General features: G+C 65.4%; 15 protein-coding genes. 7 read left to right on the plus strand and 8 right to left on the minus strand.

Annotation, left to right across the window (positions count from 1 at the left end):
- Positions 1-58 precede the first annotated feature (58 nt).
- The gene (locus LPA37_RS17875) at positions 59-1,123 is read right to left on the minus strand and encodes a LacI family DNA-binding transcriptional regulator (protein ID WP_229013227.1); all 1,065 of its coding nucleotides are present in this window, start codon (positions 1,121-1,123) and stop codon (positions 59-61) included.
- On the opposite strand from LPA37_RS17875, the gene LPA37_RS17880 reads away from it, so the two are divergent.
- From LPA37_RS17880 to LPA37_RS17910, 7 genes are all read left to right on the plus strand, one after another.
- Entirely contained in the window at positions 1,122-1,331 is a 210-nt protein-coding gene (locus LPA37_RS17880) for a hypothetical protein (RefSeq protein ID WP_229013228.1), read from the plus strand. The two genes, LPA37_RS17875 and LPA37_RS17880, sit on opposite strands and share 2 nt — an antisense overlap.
- 78 nt (positions 1,332-1,409) lie before the next feature.
- Positions 1,410-2,354 carry a UDP-2,3-diacylglucosamine diphosphatase gene (locus LPA37_RS17885; RefSeq protein ID WP_229013229.1) on the plus strand — a complete coding sequence of 315 codons (945 nt, stop codon included), beginning with the start codon at positions 1,410-1,412 and terminating at the stop codon, positions 2,352-2,354.
- A 69-nt stretch (positions 2,355-2,423) separates the two neighbouring features.
- A complete protein-coding gene (locus tag LPA37_RS17890) occupies positions 2,424-3,455 on the plus strand; it encodes a glycosyltransferase family 4 protein (protein ID WP_228981973.1) in 1,032 nt (343 codons plus the stop codon).
- Positions 3,452-4,099 carry a diacylglycerol kinase gene (locus tag LPA37_RS17895; protein ID WP_229013230.1) on the plus strand — a complete coding sequence of 216 codons (648 nt, stop codon included), beginning with the start codon at positions 3,452-3,454 and terminating at the stop codon, positions 4,097-4,099. The genes LPA37_RS17890 and LPA37_RS17895 overlap by 4 nt, the downstream gene beginning before the upstream one ends.
- A 178-nt stretch (positions 4,100-4,277) precedes the next feature.
- Positions 4,278-5,003 (plus strand): TetR/AcrR family transcriptional regulator, encoded by a 726-nt coding sequence (locus LPA37_RS17900; protein WP_228981968.1) that lies wholly within the window; start codon positions 4,278-4,280, stop codon positions 5,001-5,003.
- Positions 5,004-5,005: 2 nt separating this feature from the next.
- Complete coding sequence (locus LPA37_RS17905; protein ID WP_228981966.1) at positions 5,006-5,590, plus strand: LOG family protein; 585 nt, start codon at positions 5,006-5,008, stop codon at positions 5,588-5,590.
- Positions 5,591-5,635: 45 nt separating this feature from the next.
- Entirely contained in the window at positions 5,636-6,382 is a 747-nt protein-coding gene (locus LPA37_RS17910) for an SDR family oxidoreductase (protein ID WP_228981964.1), read from the plus strand.
- Positions 6,383-6,438: 56 nt separating this feature from the next.
- Here the strand turns inward: LPA37_RS17910 and LPA37_RS17915 are convergent, their stop codons facing one another.
- The 7 genes from LPA37_RS17915 to LPA37_RS17945 form a co-directional block, all read right to left on the minus strand.
- Entirely contained in the window at positions 6,439-7,170 is a 732-nt protein-coding gene (locus tag LPA37_RS17915) for an alanyl-tRNA editing protein (protein ID WP_228981962.1), read from the minus strand.
- 171 nt (positions 7,171-7,341) lie between these two features.
- On the minus strand, positions 7,342-7,752 hold the full coding sequence (locus tag LPA37_RS17920; RefSeq protein WP_228981960.1) for a group II truncated hemoglobin: 411 nt from the start codon (positions 7,750-7,752) through the stop codon (positions 7,342-7,344).
- A gap of 37 nt (positions 7,753-7,789) precedes the next feature.
- Positions 7,790-10,279: an ABC transporter permease gene (locus LPA37_RS17925; RefSeq protein ID WP_407672552.1), complete on the minus strand. Its 2,490-nt coding sequence runs from the start codon at positions 10,277-10,279 to the stop codon at positions 7,790-7,792.
- A gap of 92 nt (positions 10,280-10,371) precedes the next feature.
- Positions 10,372-10,983 carry a DUF4126 domain-containing protein gene (locus LPA37_RS17930; RefSeq protein WP_228981956.1) on the minus strand — a complete coding sequence of 204 codons (612 nt, stop codon included), beginning with the start codon at positions 10,981-10,983 and terminating at the stop codon, positions 10,372-10,374.
- A 287-nt stretch (positions 10,984-11,270) separates the two neighbouring features.
- Complete coding sequence (sugE, locus tag LPA37_RS17935; protein ID WP_228981954.1) at positions 11,271-11,591, minus strand: quaternary ammonium compound efflux SMR transporter SugE; 321 nt, start codon at positions 11,589-11,591, stop codon at positions 11,271-11,273.
- Positions 11,592-11,720: 129 nt separating this feature from the next.
- The gene (kdpE, locus tag LPA37_RS17940; protein ID WP_228981953.1) at positions 11,721-12,419 is read right to left on the minus strand and encodes a two-component system response regulator KdpE; all 699 of its coding nucleotides are present in this window, start codon (positions 12,417-12,419) and stop codon (positions 11,721-11,723) included.
- Positions 12,412-15,237 (minus strand): DUF4118 domain-containing protein, encoded by a 2,826-nt coding sequence (locus tag LPA37_RS17945; protein ID WP_229013231.1) that lies wholly within the window; start codon positions 15,235-15,237, stop codon positions 12,412-12,414. Before LPA37_RS17945 ends, kdpE begins: the two co-directional genes overlap by 8 nt.
- Positions 15,238-15,317 lie beyond the last annotated feature (80 nt).

Raw genomic sequence — 15,317 nt, forward strand, 5'->3', positions numbered from 1 at the left:
TCCTTCTCTCTCGTCCCTGTGCCCTGCTGCGTGAAAAATGAAACGTTCCAGTGCGCTTTCAGCGCCTCGCCGCTGCCTGCTGGTGATGCAACGTGGGCACGTCTTCCGGCACACGCGCGGTGCTCTCGCGCACCAGCAGTTCAGCCTTGAATGTCAGATGCGCGGGCTCGCCCCGCTCGCCGTTCAGAAGCTTCAGCATCAGCTGCCAGATCGCGTGTCCGATCGCTTCGACCGGCTGGCGGATCGAACTCAGATACGGGCGCAACACCGACATCCACGGCGCGTCGTCGAACGAGAGCAGCGAAATGTCTTCCGGCAGACGCAGATTCGCGTCCCGAAGCGCGCGCAATGCGCCGAGCGTCGTCACATTGCCGGCGGCGAAGAGCGCCGTTGGACGCACGGGCGCGCTCAGCACGTCGAGCGTCGATGCGTGGATTTCAGCGGCCGTCATCCCGCACTCGACGACCTGAATGAAGCTGTCGAGCCCCGCGCGGCGCATCGCGTCGATATAGCCGTCCGCACGTTCCTTCGAATTCACCAGATCGAGCGTGTTGACGAGAAACGCGATGCGCCTGTGACCCAGCGCGACCAGATGAGCGGTACCGTCGAGCGACGCACCGTGGCTGTCGGTCGTCACGGTATTCGCCGGAAACGTGTCGTCGACGCGATCGGCCATCACGAGCGGCACGTTGCACTCGCGGGCTTCCTTGATCGCGTGTTCATAGCCGCGGCACGGAATGATGATCATGCCCGCCACCTGGCGCGACATCACAAAGCGGATGCGCTCCATTTCGCGCGCCGGGTCTTCGTCGGCGTGCGCCATGATCAGCTGGTAGCCGTGTTCGAGCGCGTGGTTTTCGAGCGCGCGCGCGATATCGACGAAGAACTGGTTCGTGAGGTCCGGCAGCACGAAACCGATCGAACTCGGCCGGCCGCGACGCAGGTCGGCGGCGATACCGTTGCGGCGATAACCCAGCCGGCGTGCCGCGTCCCACACGCGTTGCGCCCGCGCCGCGGAAACGCCGGGCGCGCCGGACAGCACCTTCGATGCCGTGCCGACCGAAACTTCGGCCGCATTGGCAACGTCGCGCAGTGTTGGAAGCAACCTGTTGGCCTCGCCCATGGATTCCGTCAACCTGCTGGAAAAACGGGAATTGAAACGTTTCAGAGGATATGCAATCGATTACATGACTTCAAGGCAAGCCCACCTGGGGCTTTCCCGACGCGGTCCTTTATCGCTGCAATGCACAACCGGAGCGGCGCGCCTGCAAAGCCAGCGGCGGATTCATGAATACGCGCGTGAATACACACACGAGCACGCATCGCCGTAATAAGAACTTCTCGTGACTGTCACGGCACCGACACACGCCGATGGCCGAATGCACGTACCGCAACCCGACGCGTGAGCCATGGACAACCAGACGTCCGCGACTTCTCTCTTTCGCCAGACCGGCCCCGGCGTCGACCCGGTCGCTTTCGGACCGGGCGCCCTTCCCGCCAATGCCATTCCCCTGTCCCCGCCACCGTCGATACCGATGACGGGCACGGGCCATCACGAAGACGACCACGACGCGACGCATCGCTACCGCACGATCTGGCTCTCTGATATCCACCTGGGTTCGAACGGCTGTCAGGCGCCGTACCTGCTGGATTTTCTGCGGCACAACGAATCGGAATACCTGTATCTCGTCGGCGACATCATCGACGGCTGGCAGTTGAAGAAAGGCTGGTACTGGCCGCAGGCGCACAACGACGTTGTGCAGAAGATCCTGCGCAAGGCGAGAAAGGGCACCCAGGTCGTCTACGTGCCCGGCAATCACGACGAAGGCGCGCGCCAGTTCTGCGACCTCGCGTTCGGCGACATCCACGTGCGCGGCGAGGCATTTCACACGACGCTTGCCGGCAAGCGCCTGTGGATCACGCACGGCGATCTGTTCGACGGCGTGATCCAGCACGCGAAGTGGCTCGCCTATCTCGGCGATTCGGCTTACACGCTGATCCTGCTGCTCAACCGCTGGTTCAACCGGATCCGCAGCCGGCTCGGCTTCCAGTACTGGTCGCTGTCGCAATACCTGAAGCATCAGGTGAAAAACGCGGTGAACTTCATCTCGTCGTTCGAACGCGTGATGACCGACGAAGCGCGCCGCCGCGGCTGCGATGGCGTGGTCTGCGGGCACATCCACAAGGCCGAGATTCGCGACATCGACGGCGTGCTGTATTGCAACGACGGCGACTGGGTCGAGAGTCTGTCGGCGCTCGTCGAGACGTTCGAAGGCGAACTCAAGGTGATTTACTGGACCGTCATGCGCTCGCCGGAAGCGAGCGCGCAAAAGGCCCGGGCGACCGCCGCTTAAAGCCCCTGTCACATCACGTCAACACCCGCTGGACACGCGTTACCTTTTCACCTTACCTGGGTCACAACGATGAAGATCATGATCGTCACCGATGCATGGGAACCGCAGGTCAACGGCGTTGTTCGCACGCTGAAGAACACGACGCGCGAGCTGACCGCGCTCGGTCATCGCGTCGACCTGCTGACGCCGCTCGAATTCCACACGATCCCGTGCCCGACGTATCCCGAGATCCGCCTGTCGCTGCTGCCGAAAAAGCGTCTGCGTCGACGTATCGGCGAATTCGCGCCCGACGCGCTGCATATCGCCACCGAAGGTCCGCTCGGTCTCGCGGCGCGCGCGTATGCGATCCAGCACAAGCTGCCGTTCACGACCGCGTATCACACGCGTTTTCCCGAGTACGTGCAGGCCCGCTTCGGCATGCCGCTCGCCGCCACGTACAGGTTCCTGCACTGGTTCCACAAGCCGTCGCTCGCCGTGATGGCGCCGACGCCCGTGGTAAAAACCGACCTCGAGAAATTCGGCTTCACGAACGTCGTGCTGTGGACGCGTGGCGTCGATCTCGACATCTTTCACCAGATGGACTCGAAGGTGCTCAACAGCGCGCGGCCGATCTTTCTGTATGTCGGGCGCGTGGCGGTCGAGAAAAACGTCGAGGCGTTTCTGAAGCTCGATCTGCCGGGCTCGAAATGGGTCGCGGGCGAAGGCCCCGCGCTCGCGGAACTGAAGTCGCGCTATCCGACGGCGAACTATCTCGGCGTGCTGACGCAGGCCGAACTCGCGAAGGTCTACGCCGCCGCCGACGTATTCGTCTTCCCGAGCCGTACCGACACGTTCGGTCTCGTGCTGCTCGAAGCGCTCGCGTGCGGCACGCCGGTCGCGGCGTACCCGGTGACCGGCCCGATCGACGTGCTCGGCGACGGCGGCGCGGGCGCGATGAACGAAGACCTGCGCGAGGCGTGTCTCGAAGCGCTGAAGATCGATCGCAACCATGCGCGCGCGTGGGCGGAACGTTTTTCGTGGGGTGCGGCATCGGAGCAGTTCGCCGCGCACCTGAAGCCGCTGCCGCGCCCGTCGTTCAGCGAGGAAAGCGCCGCCGCATGACGCGGCGCGCACAGTCCACCATGCAGGCGAGAACGTCTTCTGTCCGGCGTCCGTCCGCGGACGCGCCTCGCGCGACGCGTGACGCGGCGCGTCCTCACGTCGCCGATACTGCCGATGCCGCCGATGCGCGAAACGCAGGCGGCGATCCTTTCGACGACGATCCACATCCGGATACAAACGAAACCGATACGCACGCCGGCACACCCAGCGAACCGCTGAGTCCCGACGATCCGCTCGCGCCCTTGCCGTTCAATCCGTACAAGGGCAATCGCGGGCTCACGCGGGCATGGCACGCGATGAAGAATTCGCTGGCCGGTTTCCAGGTTGCGATCCGTGAGGAAAGTGCGTTTCGCCAGGAGCTGACGCTGGCGGCGATCCTGCTGCCGATCGGCCTGATCGTACCGGTCGAGCCGGTCGCGCGCGTGCTGCTGCTCGGCTCCGTGTTGCTGGTCCTGATCGTCGAGCTGCTGAATTCGAGCGTCGAAGCCGCCATCGACCGCATCTCGCTCGAACGCCACGAACTGTCGCGCCGCGCGAAGGATCTCGGCAGCGCCGCCGTGATGGTCGCGCTCGTGATGTGTCTGATGACGTGGGGACTGGTGCTGACGCCGCTCGTCGTCCGCTGGATCGACGCGTGGCGTTGAACCGGCGACTCACCTGAATAGCCTGGATGTCGCCTGGCGCACGGGCGCGCGGTAGCCCTGGTCAGTTTACGTCCGGTTTATAATCAGACGATCAATTCTGACAATACGAACCGCGTCCGGGTGGATTGCGCGACAGATGTTGCCGCGCACCAACCCGGCCAAACCAGGGCCGGACGACATGGAAGCCAAACCTCCCCGCCGCACCCGCGAACGGATTCTCGAGCTTTCGCTGAAGCTCTTCAACGAAATCGGCGAGCCGAACGTCACGACCACGACGATCGCCGAGGAAATGGAGATCAGTCCAGGCAACCTGTACTACCACTTCCGCAATAAAGACGACATCATCAACAGCATCTTCAGCCAGTTCGAGCAGGAGATCGAAAAGCGTCTGCGTTTCCCCGACGATCACCGTGCAACCATCGACGAAATGTGGTCGTATCTGCAGTACATGATCGATTTCACATGGCGCTATCGCTTCCTGTATCGCGATCTGAACGACCTGCTCGCGCGTAACCGCACGCTCGAAACGCATTTCAAGCAGATCATCAGCCACAAGGTGCGTTTCGCGAGCCAGTTCTGCGAGCAGCTGGTGACGGACGGCGAAATGTTCGCGACGCCCGACGAACTGCATGTGATCGCGACCAATATCGGTGTGATCGCCACCTACTGGCTGTCGTACCAGTTCGTGATGAACCCGCGCAAATACAACGAGCAGGAGACGATCCGCGGCGAGCTGCATCAGGTCAGCGTGCAGATCATCTCGCTGATGGCGCCGTATCTGCGGGGCCGCTCGCGTCAGATCTTCGACGATCTCGTTTCAGGCAAACTGCCCAGGCGCGAGTTTTACGATTACCTTCCACCCAGGGACGGCGCCGCGCCGCGCACAGAAACGAAGGACAGTTGAGCATGAAAGCGGTATGTGTCTATTGCGGCTCCTCGGATGGAGCCCGCCCTCTTTACGCCGAAGCCGCGAAGGCATTCGGCCGCGCACTGGTCAAAGCGGACCTCGCGCTCGTGTACGGCGGCGGCAAGGTCGGCCTGATGGGCGTGATCGCCGATGAAGTCATGGCCGCTGGCGGCCGCGCGATCGGCGTGATTCCCGAGTTGCTGGTGAACAAGGAAGTCGGCCATAACGGGCTGACGGAACTGCACGTCGTACCCGACATGCATCAGCGCAAGAAGATGATGGCCGATCTGTCCGACGCGTTCGTCGCGATGCCAGGCGGCGCCGGCACGCTCGAGGAGCTGTTCGAGGTATTCACATGGGCGCAGCTCGGCTATCACCAGAAACCGGTGGCCGTGCTCAACATCGACGGCTTCTACGATCCGCTCGTGTCGTTGCTGCGTCATACCGTCGACGAAGGTTTCATGCAGCAGAAGTACTTCGACATTCTGCAGATCGACGCCGACCCCGATTCGCTGATCGGCAAGCTGCAACGCTACCGGCCGCCCGCCACGGACAAATGGGCGCAGAACCGCGCAGCCGTCTGAGCGCCTCGCTCACCCATCGCCGGATATTTTTCTGAGCTTTTCGCCATGACCAAAGTCGTTCTGATCACTGGTGCAAGCCGCGGCATCGGACGCGCCACCGCGCGGCTTCTGGGCGTCCGCGGCTGGTCGGTCGGCGTGAACTACGCGCACAACGAAGCGGCCGCGCGTGAAACCGCCGCCGAAGTCGGCCGCGCCGGCGGCCACGCGCGCGTGATTGCTGGCGACGTCGCCGATGAAGGCGCCGTCATCGCGATGTTCGATTCGCTCGTGCACGCGTTCGGGCGCATCGACGCCGTGGTCAACAACGCGGGTATCGTCGCGCCTTCGATGCAGCTCGCGGATATGGACGCCGAACGGCTCAGGCGGGTGTTCGACGTCAACGTGTTCGGCGCGTTTCTGGTCGCGCGTGAAGCCGCCCGGCGCATGGCGAAAGATCGCGGCGGCGATGGCGGTGCGATCGTGAACGTGTCGTCGGCGGCGTCGCGGCTTGGTTCGCCGAACGAATACGTCGACTACGCGAGTTCGAAAGGTGCGGTCGATACGATGACGATCGGTCTCGCGAAAGAACTGGGCCCGCAGGGCGTGCGCGTGAACGCGGTGCGCCCCGGCCTCATCGATACCGAGATTCACGCGAGCGGTGGCCGCCCGGATCGCGCCGCCGCGCTTGGCGCACAAACGCCGCTCGGCCGCGCGGGCAGCGCGGACGAAGTGGCCGAAGCGATCGTGTGGCTGTTAAGCGATGCGGCTTCGTACGTGAACGGCGCGTTGCTGGACGTCAGCGCCGGGCGATAAGCCGGCGGCTGGCTGAACGCCGCCGCCCTGTCTGCGCGACGTATATCGGGCGAATATCAGGCGAATTCCAGCACGATCCGGCGCGTGCGCGCACTCTTCTTTTCCAGCTTCGCCACACGCAGCGCGCCGATTTCCTGCGTGTTGCGCACATGCGTGCCGCCGCACGGCTGAAGATCTACATCTTCGATGCGCAGGAGACGCACGCGCCCCAACCCCATCGGCGGCTTCACGCTCATCGTGCGAACGAGTTCCGGACGCTGCTCCATTTCTTCGTCCGTGATCCATTGTGTCGACACGCCGTGCGCACCGCCGACCAGTTCGGCAAGACGCGCTTCGATCATCTCGCGCCCGATCGGCTCGACCGTCGCAAGGTCGAGGCGCGCGTATTCGCTCGTGATGCTGCAGCCGTCCACTGGATACGGCAGCACCGCGCAGATCAGGTGGCTCGCGGTGTGCAGCCGCATGTGCCGGTAGCGGCGCTCCCAGTCGATGGCCGCCGTGACCCGTACACCCGGCTGAAAGCGGGCCAGCAGCGCGTCCTGATCGGGCGCCGGCACGTGGACGGCGTCGTCGGGCGTGGCACCCTCGAATTTCGCCTTGCGCGTATCCGCGATGACAAGACGTGTACCGTCGGCAAGCGCCAGCGTACCGGCGTCGCCCGCCTGGCCGCCGCCGAGCGGATAGAACACCGTCTGGTCGAGATGAATACCCTGCTCGTCCACGGCCGTAATCGTGGCGTCGCATTGCGTGAGATAGGCATCGTCGCGAAAGAGCGCGCGCGTCGTCATGGGGAATCCTTCGTTATTCCGCGAAAAATTCATTATGCCGGGCAGCCCGGCGAGCCGGAAGTCAGCCGCCACGTCACAACCAGCCGGACTGTACCGGTCGTTCCGGCAGGCCAGCTTGCCCTCGGGCGATGGGCTACGGACTGGGCCGATGCCGGAAGCGCGAACGTCCGCTCAACCCGGCCGGTTGCGCATCCAGTCGGCGGTTTCGAAGAACGAATGCAGCAGCCGTTCGCGCAGCGTTTCCGGCAGACCGATGTCTTCCATCGCAGAGGCCATGCAGCGCAGCCACTGGTCGCGTTCATCCGAAGCAATCGCGAACGGCAGATGCCGCGCGCGCAGGCGCGGATGTCCGAAGCGGCCGACATAGTGATCGGGGCCGCCCAGCCAGCCGCACAGGAACCAGAAGAACTTGTCGCGCGAGCCTTCGAGCGTCGGCGGATGGAGCGCGCGGATGCCGGCGAATTCAGGTTCGAGGTCCATCAGGTCATAAAAGCGGTCGATGAGTTCGCGCACGCGCGTCTCACCGCCCACGAGTTCGAAGGCCGTGGTCTGCGCGGGCGCTTCGTCGATCGGATCAGTCATACGTGAAAAGAGAAGGAAGTCGAAAAAACAGGCAACGTCATGCGTCGCGCAGCGACTGGAGCGCCGGACGCGCCAGCACACGTCGCAGGCTCAGCCAGCCGCCGATGCCCGCGCACGCGATGCCCGCGGCAATCCCGGCTGGCGGCAGCCACGGGTCGAGCTCGAGATGAAAATCGAAGACGCGCGTCGCGAGCACCCAGCCGATGGCCTGCGCGCCCAGCGCCGCCATCAGGCCGGCGAGCGCGCCGACCGCGACGAATTCGGCCACCTGAACGGCACGCACCTGCGTATGCGATGCACCCAGTGCGCGTAGCAGCGCGGATTCTCGCATGCGCTCGTCGCGCGTGCCGGCGAGCGCCGCGTACAGCACCAGCACGCCCGCCGCGAGCGTGAACGCGAACAGGAACTGCACCGCGCCGATCACCTGCTGCAACACGCGCTGCACCTGCGCGAGAATCGGGCCGGTGTCGATCGCGGTGAGGTTCGGAAAGGTGGCGATCAGGCCGTCGATCGTCGCGCGCTTTTCGGGTGGTAAATGGAAGCTCGTGATGAACGTCGCGGGAAAATCCTGCAACGCGGCCGGCGGCATCAGCACGAAGAAGTTGACCTTGAACGAGCCCCAGTCGAGCTTGCGCACGCTCGTGACGGGCGCGTCGATCCGCAGTCCGGTCACGTCGAAACGCAGCGTATCACCGGGCTTCACGTCGAGGATTTTCGCGAGCCCCTGTTCGATCGAGATCTGCGGCGAAGTGGTTTTGCCATACCACGTGCCGGCCTCGATGCGGTTGTCGTCAGGCAGGCTCGTCGTGTACGAGAGATTGAACTCGCGATCCACGAGGCGCCGCGCGTCCTCGGACTTGTACGAATCGGGATTGACCGGCTTGCCGTTGATCCCGATCAGCCGGCCGCGCACCATCGGCGACAGTTCGGCACCCGGCAGGCCGTGCGCCGTCAGATACTGCGTCACTGCTTCGCGCTGGGCGGGCTGGATGTCGATGATGAACTCGTTCGGCGCATCGGGCGGCGTCGATTTGCGCCAGCCGGCGACGAGATCGTTGCGTGTCATCGCGATCAGCAGCAGGCACATGAGGCCGATGCCCAGCGCGGTGATCTGCAACGCGCTCGCGTTGCTGCGCCGTTCCAGCGAAGCCAGCGCATACCGCCAGCCGATGCCCGCGTTCACCCGCTCGCTGCGCACGAGCTTCGAGGCACCCCACAACGCGAGCCGCGCGACGAGCGCGAACACGAGCAGCCCGCCCGCGAAGCCCCCCGCGACGATGCCGCCCAGCTTCAGTTCACCCGCCGCGACGATCAGCAACGCCGCGAACAGCACGATGCCGAGCGCGTACGCAGCCCATGCGATGCGCCCCTCCTCGCCCCACTCGCGGCGCAGCACGCGCACCGGCGGCACACGCGTGAGCGGCAACAGCGGCGGCAGCGCGAAGCCGAGCAGCAGGACGAGACCGGCCGCGACGCCTTCGAGCGCGGGCCACGCGGACGGCCACGGCAACGCGACGTCGATGAGGCTCGCGAGCCACCACAGCAACGCAAGATGGCCGCCAAAACCGAGCAGGACGCCCAGCGCGCCGCCGATCACGCCAAGCCCGATGAATTCGAGCGTGAAGAGCGCGCGCAGCGTTTTCTGGCTGACGCCGAGGCAGCGCATCGCCGCGCAGCCGTCGAGGTGTCGGCGCATGTAGCGATGCGCGGCCATCGCGATCGCGACGGCCGCCAGCAACGCCGTGAGCAGTGAGACAAGCGTGAGGAAATGGCTCGCGCGGTCGAGCGTCTGGCGCACCTGCGGCTGGCCGTCCTGCAACGATTCCAGCGCGACGCCGCGCATCTTGCCGCCATCGACGCGCGCATGCGACCACTGCGCGAACTGCGCGACGGCGTCGTCCTGACCGGCGACGAGCAGGCGATACGTGACCCGGCTGCCGTAAGCGATCAATCCGGTCGACGCGAGTTCGTCGTCGCGCATCATCAGGCGCGGTGAAAAGTTGACGAACGAGAACCCGCGGTCCAGCTCACGCGTGATCACCGCGCCAATCGTGAACGTGCGGCTGCCGACCTTCACCGGATCGCCCACGCGCAGCTTCAGCGCATCGAGCAGCGCCGGATCGACCCACACGGTGCCTTTCGGCGGAATCGCGCTGGCGGCGTGGTCGGGCGCATCGGGCGCGGGGGCGATGCGCAGCGCGCCGCGCAACGGATAGGCGTCCGACACGGCCTTGATCGCCGCGAGCCGCGACAACGGCTGGGCCGCCGTCGAACTGATCATCGAAGGGAAAATCGCGGTGCGCGCCGTGTTCAGCTTCAGCGCCGTGGCTTCCCGGCTGAACTGCGGATCGACCGGATGATCGGCGCGCACGATGAAATCGGCGCCGATCATCTGTCGCGCGTCGCGCTCGAGCCCCTGATGCAGGCGGTCGGCAAGAAAGCCGACGCTCGAGAGCGCTGCTACGGCCAGCACCAGCGCGAGCAGCAGCATCGTCAGTTCGCCCGCGCGCCAGTCGCGCAGCGTCATGCGAGCGGCCTGCGCGATGAGATCAGACAGCGTGAAGCGGCGCGCTCGCCTTGCGCCTGCCGAAACGTTGATCGAAATACGCTGCGAGTCGCTCAATCGTGCCGGCTCCTGACGAGTCGCGACACCATATGGTTCGCCATCCCACGAAAACCGCCCTGCACGCCGCGCCACAAACGCGGCAACGCCCACGCGGCCGCCATCAGGAAACCGATCAGCAGCAGCAGGAACAGGAACGGCACGAAGAGCGCGAGCAGCAGGCCGCCGAACACGAGCCCATCCTCCGCGGAAGACGCGACCACGTTCGACACCGGTTCCGGCGAGAGATTGATCAGCGCCCGCGTGCCGGCCTTCGCCAGATGCGCGGTGCCGGCGAGCGTGCCGCCCGCGAGCGCCGCGACGGTCAGCAGCGCCGGATCGGCGTGCCCGAGCGCACCGGCTGCAAGCATCGCACCAGCGGGAATGCGGATGAAGGTGTGAATCGCGTCCCAGAGGGAATCGAACGCGGGAATCTTGTCGGCGAGGAATTCAGCGACGGTTAGCACCGCGGCGGCGCCGATGACCCACGGCGACGACAGTACGGACAGCGTTTCGGGAAGATGGATGAAGCCAAGCCGTTCGAAGATGCCAGCCAGCAACACAGTCAGATAGAGGCGCAAGCCGCTACCCCAGGAAAGGCCTGCTGCAAGCGAAAGTGATTCAAGCATGGCTGCCTCCTGACGCGCTGCACCTGGTGGACGGTCGTTCACGCGCGTCGCACGGGCGACGTGCATGGCGAACCCACTGGCCGGCACGGTGACGGATCTCGCTGCGCCAGCGCGGTCGATCAGACCCGAAGCGACGCCAGACCAGCCGCGCGAGGCTCTTTGTGACTGGATCTGGTTTCATTATAGCCACGTTGATTCGCAGGCCGCTGAATGACGTCCGGGAAGGACACCCGGCGTTGCGCGACATCCACGGGCGGGGCGGGGCGCTCCGCCTGTAACCGGTGCGCTCAGTGGCCCGAAGACAGCTTCAGCCCGATCAACCCGACGACGATCAGCGCCGCGCTCGCCACCCGCGCCGCCGTCAGCGCCTCGCCCAGCATCACGATGCCGAAGATGAATGCGCCGACCGCGCCGATGCCCGTCCAGACGGCGTAAGCCGTGCCGAGCGGCAACTGGCGCATGGCCATCGCGAGCAGGATGAAACTGCCGAGCGCCGTCACGACCGTGAACGCCGACGGCCAGAAACGCGTGAAACCTTCGGAGGATTTGAGACCGGCCGCCCATGCGACTTCCAGCAAACCGGCGATAAAAAGAAGAATCCAGGACACGAGGGACCTCCATGGATGAGATGGGGTCGTCCCCGCTATACAGAACACGTGCAAGGTCGTCCTTACACGGTCGCGATTATATCAAGACGGATCTGGCCGCGCCGGGCCGGGATATCCGGAATCATATGATCATGTGGCGCCGACGAGCCGGTAGCCGACACCCGTTTCGGTCACGATATGTTCCGGCTGGGCCGGATCGCGCTCCAGTTTCTGCCGCAGATGCGCCATGTAGATGCGCAGGTAGTGATGACTTTCGACGTGCGAGGGGCCCCACACATCGCGCAGCAGTTGACGGTGCGTCAGCACGCGGCCGGCGTGGCGCACGAGCGTGGCGAGCAGACGGTATTCGAGCGGCGTCAGATGCACGGGCGCGCCTTCACGGGTCACCTGGCGCAACGCCAGATCGACCGTGATCGCGCCGAAATGGACCTGCGGCGCTTCGCTCGCCCCGCCATGGTTGCGCCGGCGCAAATGCGCGCGGATCCGCGCGAGCAGTTCGGACACACCGAACGGCTTGGTCAGGTAATCGTCCGCGCCGGCGTCGAGGGCCGCGACCTTTTCGCTTTCCTGCGTGCGTGCCGACAGCACGATGACCGGCAGTTCGCTCCAGCCGCGCAGCTCGCGGATCACGTCGAGGCCGTCGGTGTCGGGCAGGCCCAGATCGACGATCACCAGATCGGGTTTGCGCGTGGCGGCTTCGACGAGACCCTGCTTGCCGGTCTCCGCGTCGTGGACCACCATGCCCTCGCCTTCCAGTGACGTGCGCACGAAGCGCCGGATCTGTTTTTCGTCTTCGATCAGCACGACGGTAATGCTCGGGTCACTCATGGGCGGGCTTTGAAATTGGCGCGGGTACATCCGGCTCATCGAACGAATCCAGCAAATCGGACGCTTCGGGTTCGGGTGGTGGGGTCTCCACCGGCAACGTGAACCAGAAGCGCGCGCCTTCGATCCGTCCGTCGGATGCGACGCGACTGGCCGCGCCGATTGTACCGCCATGCGCGTCGACGATCGCGCGGCAGATTGCAAGCCCCAAGCCGATGCCAGGCTTCGCCGATTCCTTCTCGCCGCGCGTGAATTTCTCGAACACGCGCGTTTCCATGCCGGCAGGCAAACCCGGGCCGGCATCGTCGACAGTCACGCGCACGAACGGCTTGCCGTCGTCTTCGATGCGTTCGGCGCCGATCGCAAGCGGCGTATCCAGCGGCGCGTATTTCGCGGCGTTTTCGAACAGGTTCGAAAAGAGCCGCTCCATCAACACCGCGTCGAGCTGAAGCAGCGGCAGATCGAGCGGCAGCTTCACCTGCACCGGATGCCGCGCCAGCACCCGGCGGCACGCGCGCAACGCGGCGCCCACCGTCTCCTCGAGCAGCGACCACTGGCGATTCAGCTGCAAGCCGCCCGCCTGAAGCCGTGCCATGTCGAGAAGATTCGTGACGATCCCCGTCATCCGCAGCGCTTCTTCGTGAATCGCGTCGACGAGATCGTCGCCGGGTTTCGGCTCCACGTTCGCTTCATGCTGCTGCGCAAGCATCGATGAAAAGCCGACGATCGCCGTCAGCGGCGTGCGCAGGTCGTGCGAAATCGCCGACAGCAATGAATTGCGCAGGCGCTCCGATTCCATGTTCACGAGCGCATCGCGCGCGATGTCGACGTAATGCACGCGTTCGAGCGCGAGCGCGATCTGCGCGGCGAAGGCGTCGAGCATACGCTGCTGTTCCGGCACGTCGAGCTCGCGATCGTCTCGCGTGACGACCGCGAGCACGCCGCGCGTGCGCATCGGCGCCTTTAACGGCAGATAGAGCGCGGTGGCGGCCGGCAGCGTATCGGTACCGTGGCCCGCCGGTTTCTGCTGGTCGTAGACCCACTGTCCCACGTAGATATCGAGCGCGGCACCATCGAGCGTGACGGCCGGATCGGTTTCCTCGATCTTCTGCCTGACCTGATCGGCGCTGTCGGGCAAAAGGATCGCGACGCGCGCGCGAAACACGTCGCTCACATGCCGGCTGCCGATGCCGACGATCTGTTCGGTCGCAAGCGCCGCAGCCAGTTCGCGCGCCATTTCGTACATCGCCCCGGTGCGCTGCTCGCGGCGCCGCGCGACGCTCGCCTCGTGGCGCAGGCTCGACGTCAGATGGCTGATCACGAGCGCCGTCAGCAGCATGCCGAGGAACGTCAGCAGATATTGCGTATCCGTCACCGACAGCGACATGCGCGGCGGCACGAAAAAGAAATCGAATGCCGCGACGCTCATGAACGACAGCACGACGCCCGGGCCGCGCCCCAGCTTTGCCGCCGCGAAAATCACGCCGAGCAGATACAGCATGACGAGATTGGTCAGATCGATGTGATTCTCGAGCCGGCTCGCCACCACCGTGATGACCGAGCAGATCGCCAGTGCCCCGCCATACGCGGACGGCGACGAACGTCGCTCGCGGACCGCGCCCAGCGCGTCCCGCCATGCGCTTGCGCCGGCATCCAGCGGCGCGTGGCGCACGCTGGCATCGCTTTCGTGCGGCGCGCCGATCAACGTCAGATCGAGGTCGCCCGCGCGCTCCGCGATGCGATCGCCCAGCGGACGGCGAACCCAGCGCGTAAAACCCGAGCGCGACGAAGCACCGGCCACGACCTTCGATACGTTGCGTACCCGCGCATAGCCGATCAGCGCGGCGACGGCATCGTTGCCGGCGAGCGTCGCGGTTTCCGCGCCGAGTTCGGCGGCGAGCTTCAGCGCGTTGAGCGTGCGCTCGCGCCGCGCGTCGGGCAGCCGTTGCAGCTTCGGCGTCTCGACATACACGGCGATCCAGTCGGCCCGCAGACTCGCGGCGAGGCGCGCGGCACCACGCACGAGCATGGGCGCATCCGGTCCGGGTCCGACGCAGACGAGCAGACGGTCGCGCGCCTGCCAGATACGCTGGATCGACTGGTCGGCGCGGTATTCGCGCATCTGCGCATCGACCCGGTCGGCCGTGCGCCGCAACGCGAGTTCGCGCAACGCGATCAGATTGCCTTTGCGAAAGAAATTGCGCACCGCGCGCTCGGCCTGCTGCGGCAGATAGACCTTGCCGTCGCGCATCCGGTCGAGCAGCTCCTCGGCCGGCAGATCGACGAGCGTGACTTCATCCGCGCCGTCGAACACGCGGTCGGGCACCGTCTCCCAGACCCGAATGCCGGTGATCTGTCCGACCACGTCGTTGAGGCTTTCGAGGTGCTGCACGTTGACCGTCGTATAGACCTCGATGCCGGCGTCGAGCAGTTCGTGGACGTCCTGCCAGCGCTTCAGATGTCGCGCGCCGGGGACGTTCGAATGCGCGAGCTCGTCGACCAGGATCAGTTGCGGCTTGCGCGCGAGCGCGGCGTCGAGATCGAATTCGCCGAGCTTGCGGCCGCGATATTCAATCTGCGCAAGCGGCAGCACATCGAGGCCGTCGAGCACCGCGGCGGTTTCGGTGCGCCCGTGCGTTTCCGCAATGCCGACGACCACGTCGACGCCCTCGTCGGCACTACGGCGCGCCGCCTGCAGCATCGCATACGTTTTTCCCACGCCCGCCGAAGCGCCGAAGAAAATCTTCAGCCTGCCACGCTGGCTTCTGGCTTCCTCGCGCTGCAGCCGGTCGAGGAGCGCATCGGGATCGGGTCGGTTCATGCGTGGTCGTTCCAGGTTGCCGCCGCGGCGTGCGCGCGGGCGGCAGGTCATCTGTGCATGGTCGCACGCCAGTGAATCCG

This window comes from Paraburkholderia gardini, assembly GCF_907164545.1.
Taxonomy (GTDB): Bacteria; Pseudomonadota; Gammaproteobacteria; order Burkholderiales; family Burkholderiaceae; genus Paraburkholderia; species Paraburkholderia gardini.

Excerpts from the sequence above, each read along its gene's own strand:
- LPA37_RS17895 (WP_229013230.1), top strand. The coding sequence starts at position 3,452 with ATGACGCGGCGCGCACAGTCCACCATGCAGGCGAGAACGTCTTCTGTC.
- LPA37_RS17920 (WP_228981960.1), bottom strand. The coding sequence starts at position 7,752 with ATGACTGATCCGATCGACGAAGCGCCCGCGCAGACCACGGCCTTCGAA.
- LPA37_RS17925 (WP_407672552.1), bottom strand. The coding sequence starts at position 10,279 with ATGACGCTGCGCGACTGGCGCGCGGGCGAACTGACGATGCTGCTGCTC.
- LPA37_RS17875 (WP_229013227.1), bottom strand. The coding sequence starts at position 1,123 with ATGGGCGAGGCCAACAGGTTGCTTCCAACACTGCGCGACGTTGCCAAT.
- LPA37_RS17945 (WP_229013231.1), bottom strand. The coding sequence starts at position 15,237 with ATGAACCGACCCGATCCCGATGCGCTCCTCGACCGGCTGCAGCGCGAG.
- LPA37_RS17890 (WP_228981973.1), top strand. The coding sequence starts at position 2,424 with ATGAAGATCATGATCGTCACCGATGCATGGGAACCGCAGGTCAACGGC.
- LPA37_RS17885 (WP_229013229.1), top strand. The coding sequence starts at position 1,410 with ATGGACAACCAGACGTCCGCGACTTCTCTCTTTCGCCAGACCGGCCCC.
- LPA37_RS17900 (WP_228981968.1), top strand. The coding sequence starts at position 4,278 with ATGGAAGCCAAACCTCCCCGCCGCACCCGCGAACGGATTCTCGAGCTT.
- LPA37_RS17880 (WP_229013228.1), top strand. The coding sequence starts at position 1,122 with ATGGATTCCGTCAACCTGCTGGAAAAACGGGAATTGAAACGTTTCAGA.
- LPA37_RS17905 (WP_228981966.1), top strand. The coding sequence starts at position 5,006 with ATGAAAGCGGTATGTGTCTATTGCGGCTCCTCGGATGGAGCCCGCCCT.
- kdpE (WP_228981953.1), bottom strand. The coding sequence starts at position 12,419 with ATGAGTGACCCGAGCATTACCGTCGTGCTGATCGAAGACGAAAAACAG.
- LPA37_RS17915 (WP_228981962.1), bottom strand. The coding sequence starts at position 7,170 with ATGACGACGCGCGCGCTCTTTCGCGACGATGCCTATCTCACGCAATGC.
- LPA37_RS17910 (WP_228981964.1), top strand. The coding sequence starts at position 5,636 with ATGACCAAAGTCGTTCTGATCACTGGTGCAAGCCGCGGCATCGGACGC.
- LPA37_RS17930 (WP_228981956.1), bottom strand. The coding sequence starts at position 10,983 with ATGCTTGAATCACTTTCGCTTGCAGCAGGCCTTTCCTGGGGTAGCGGC.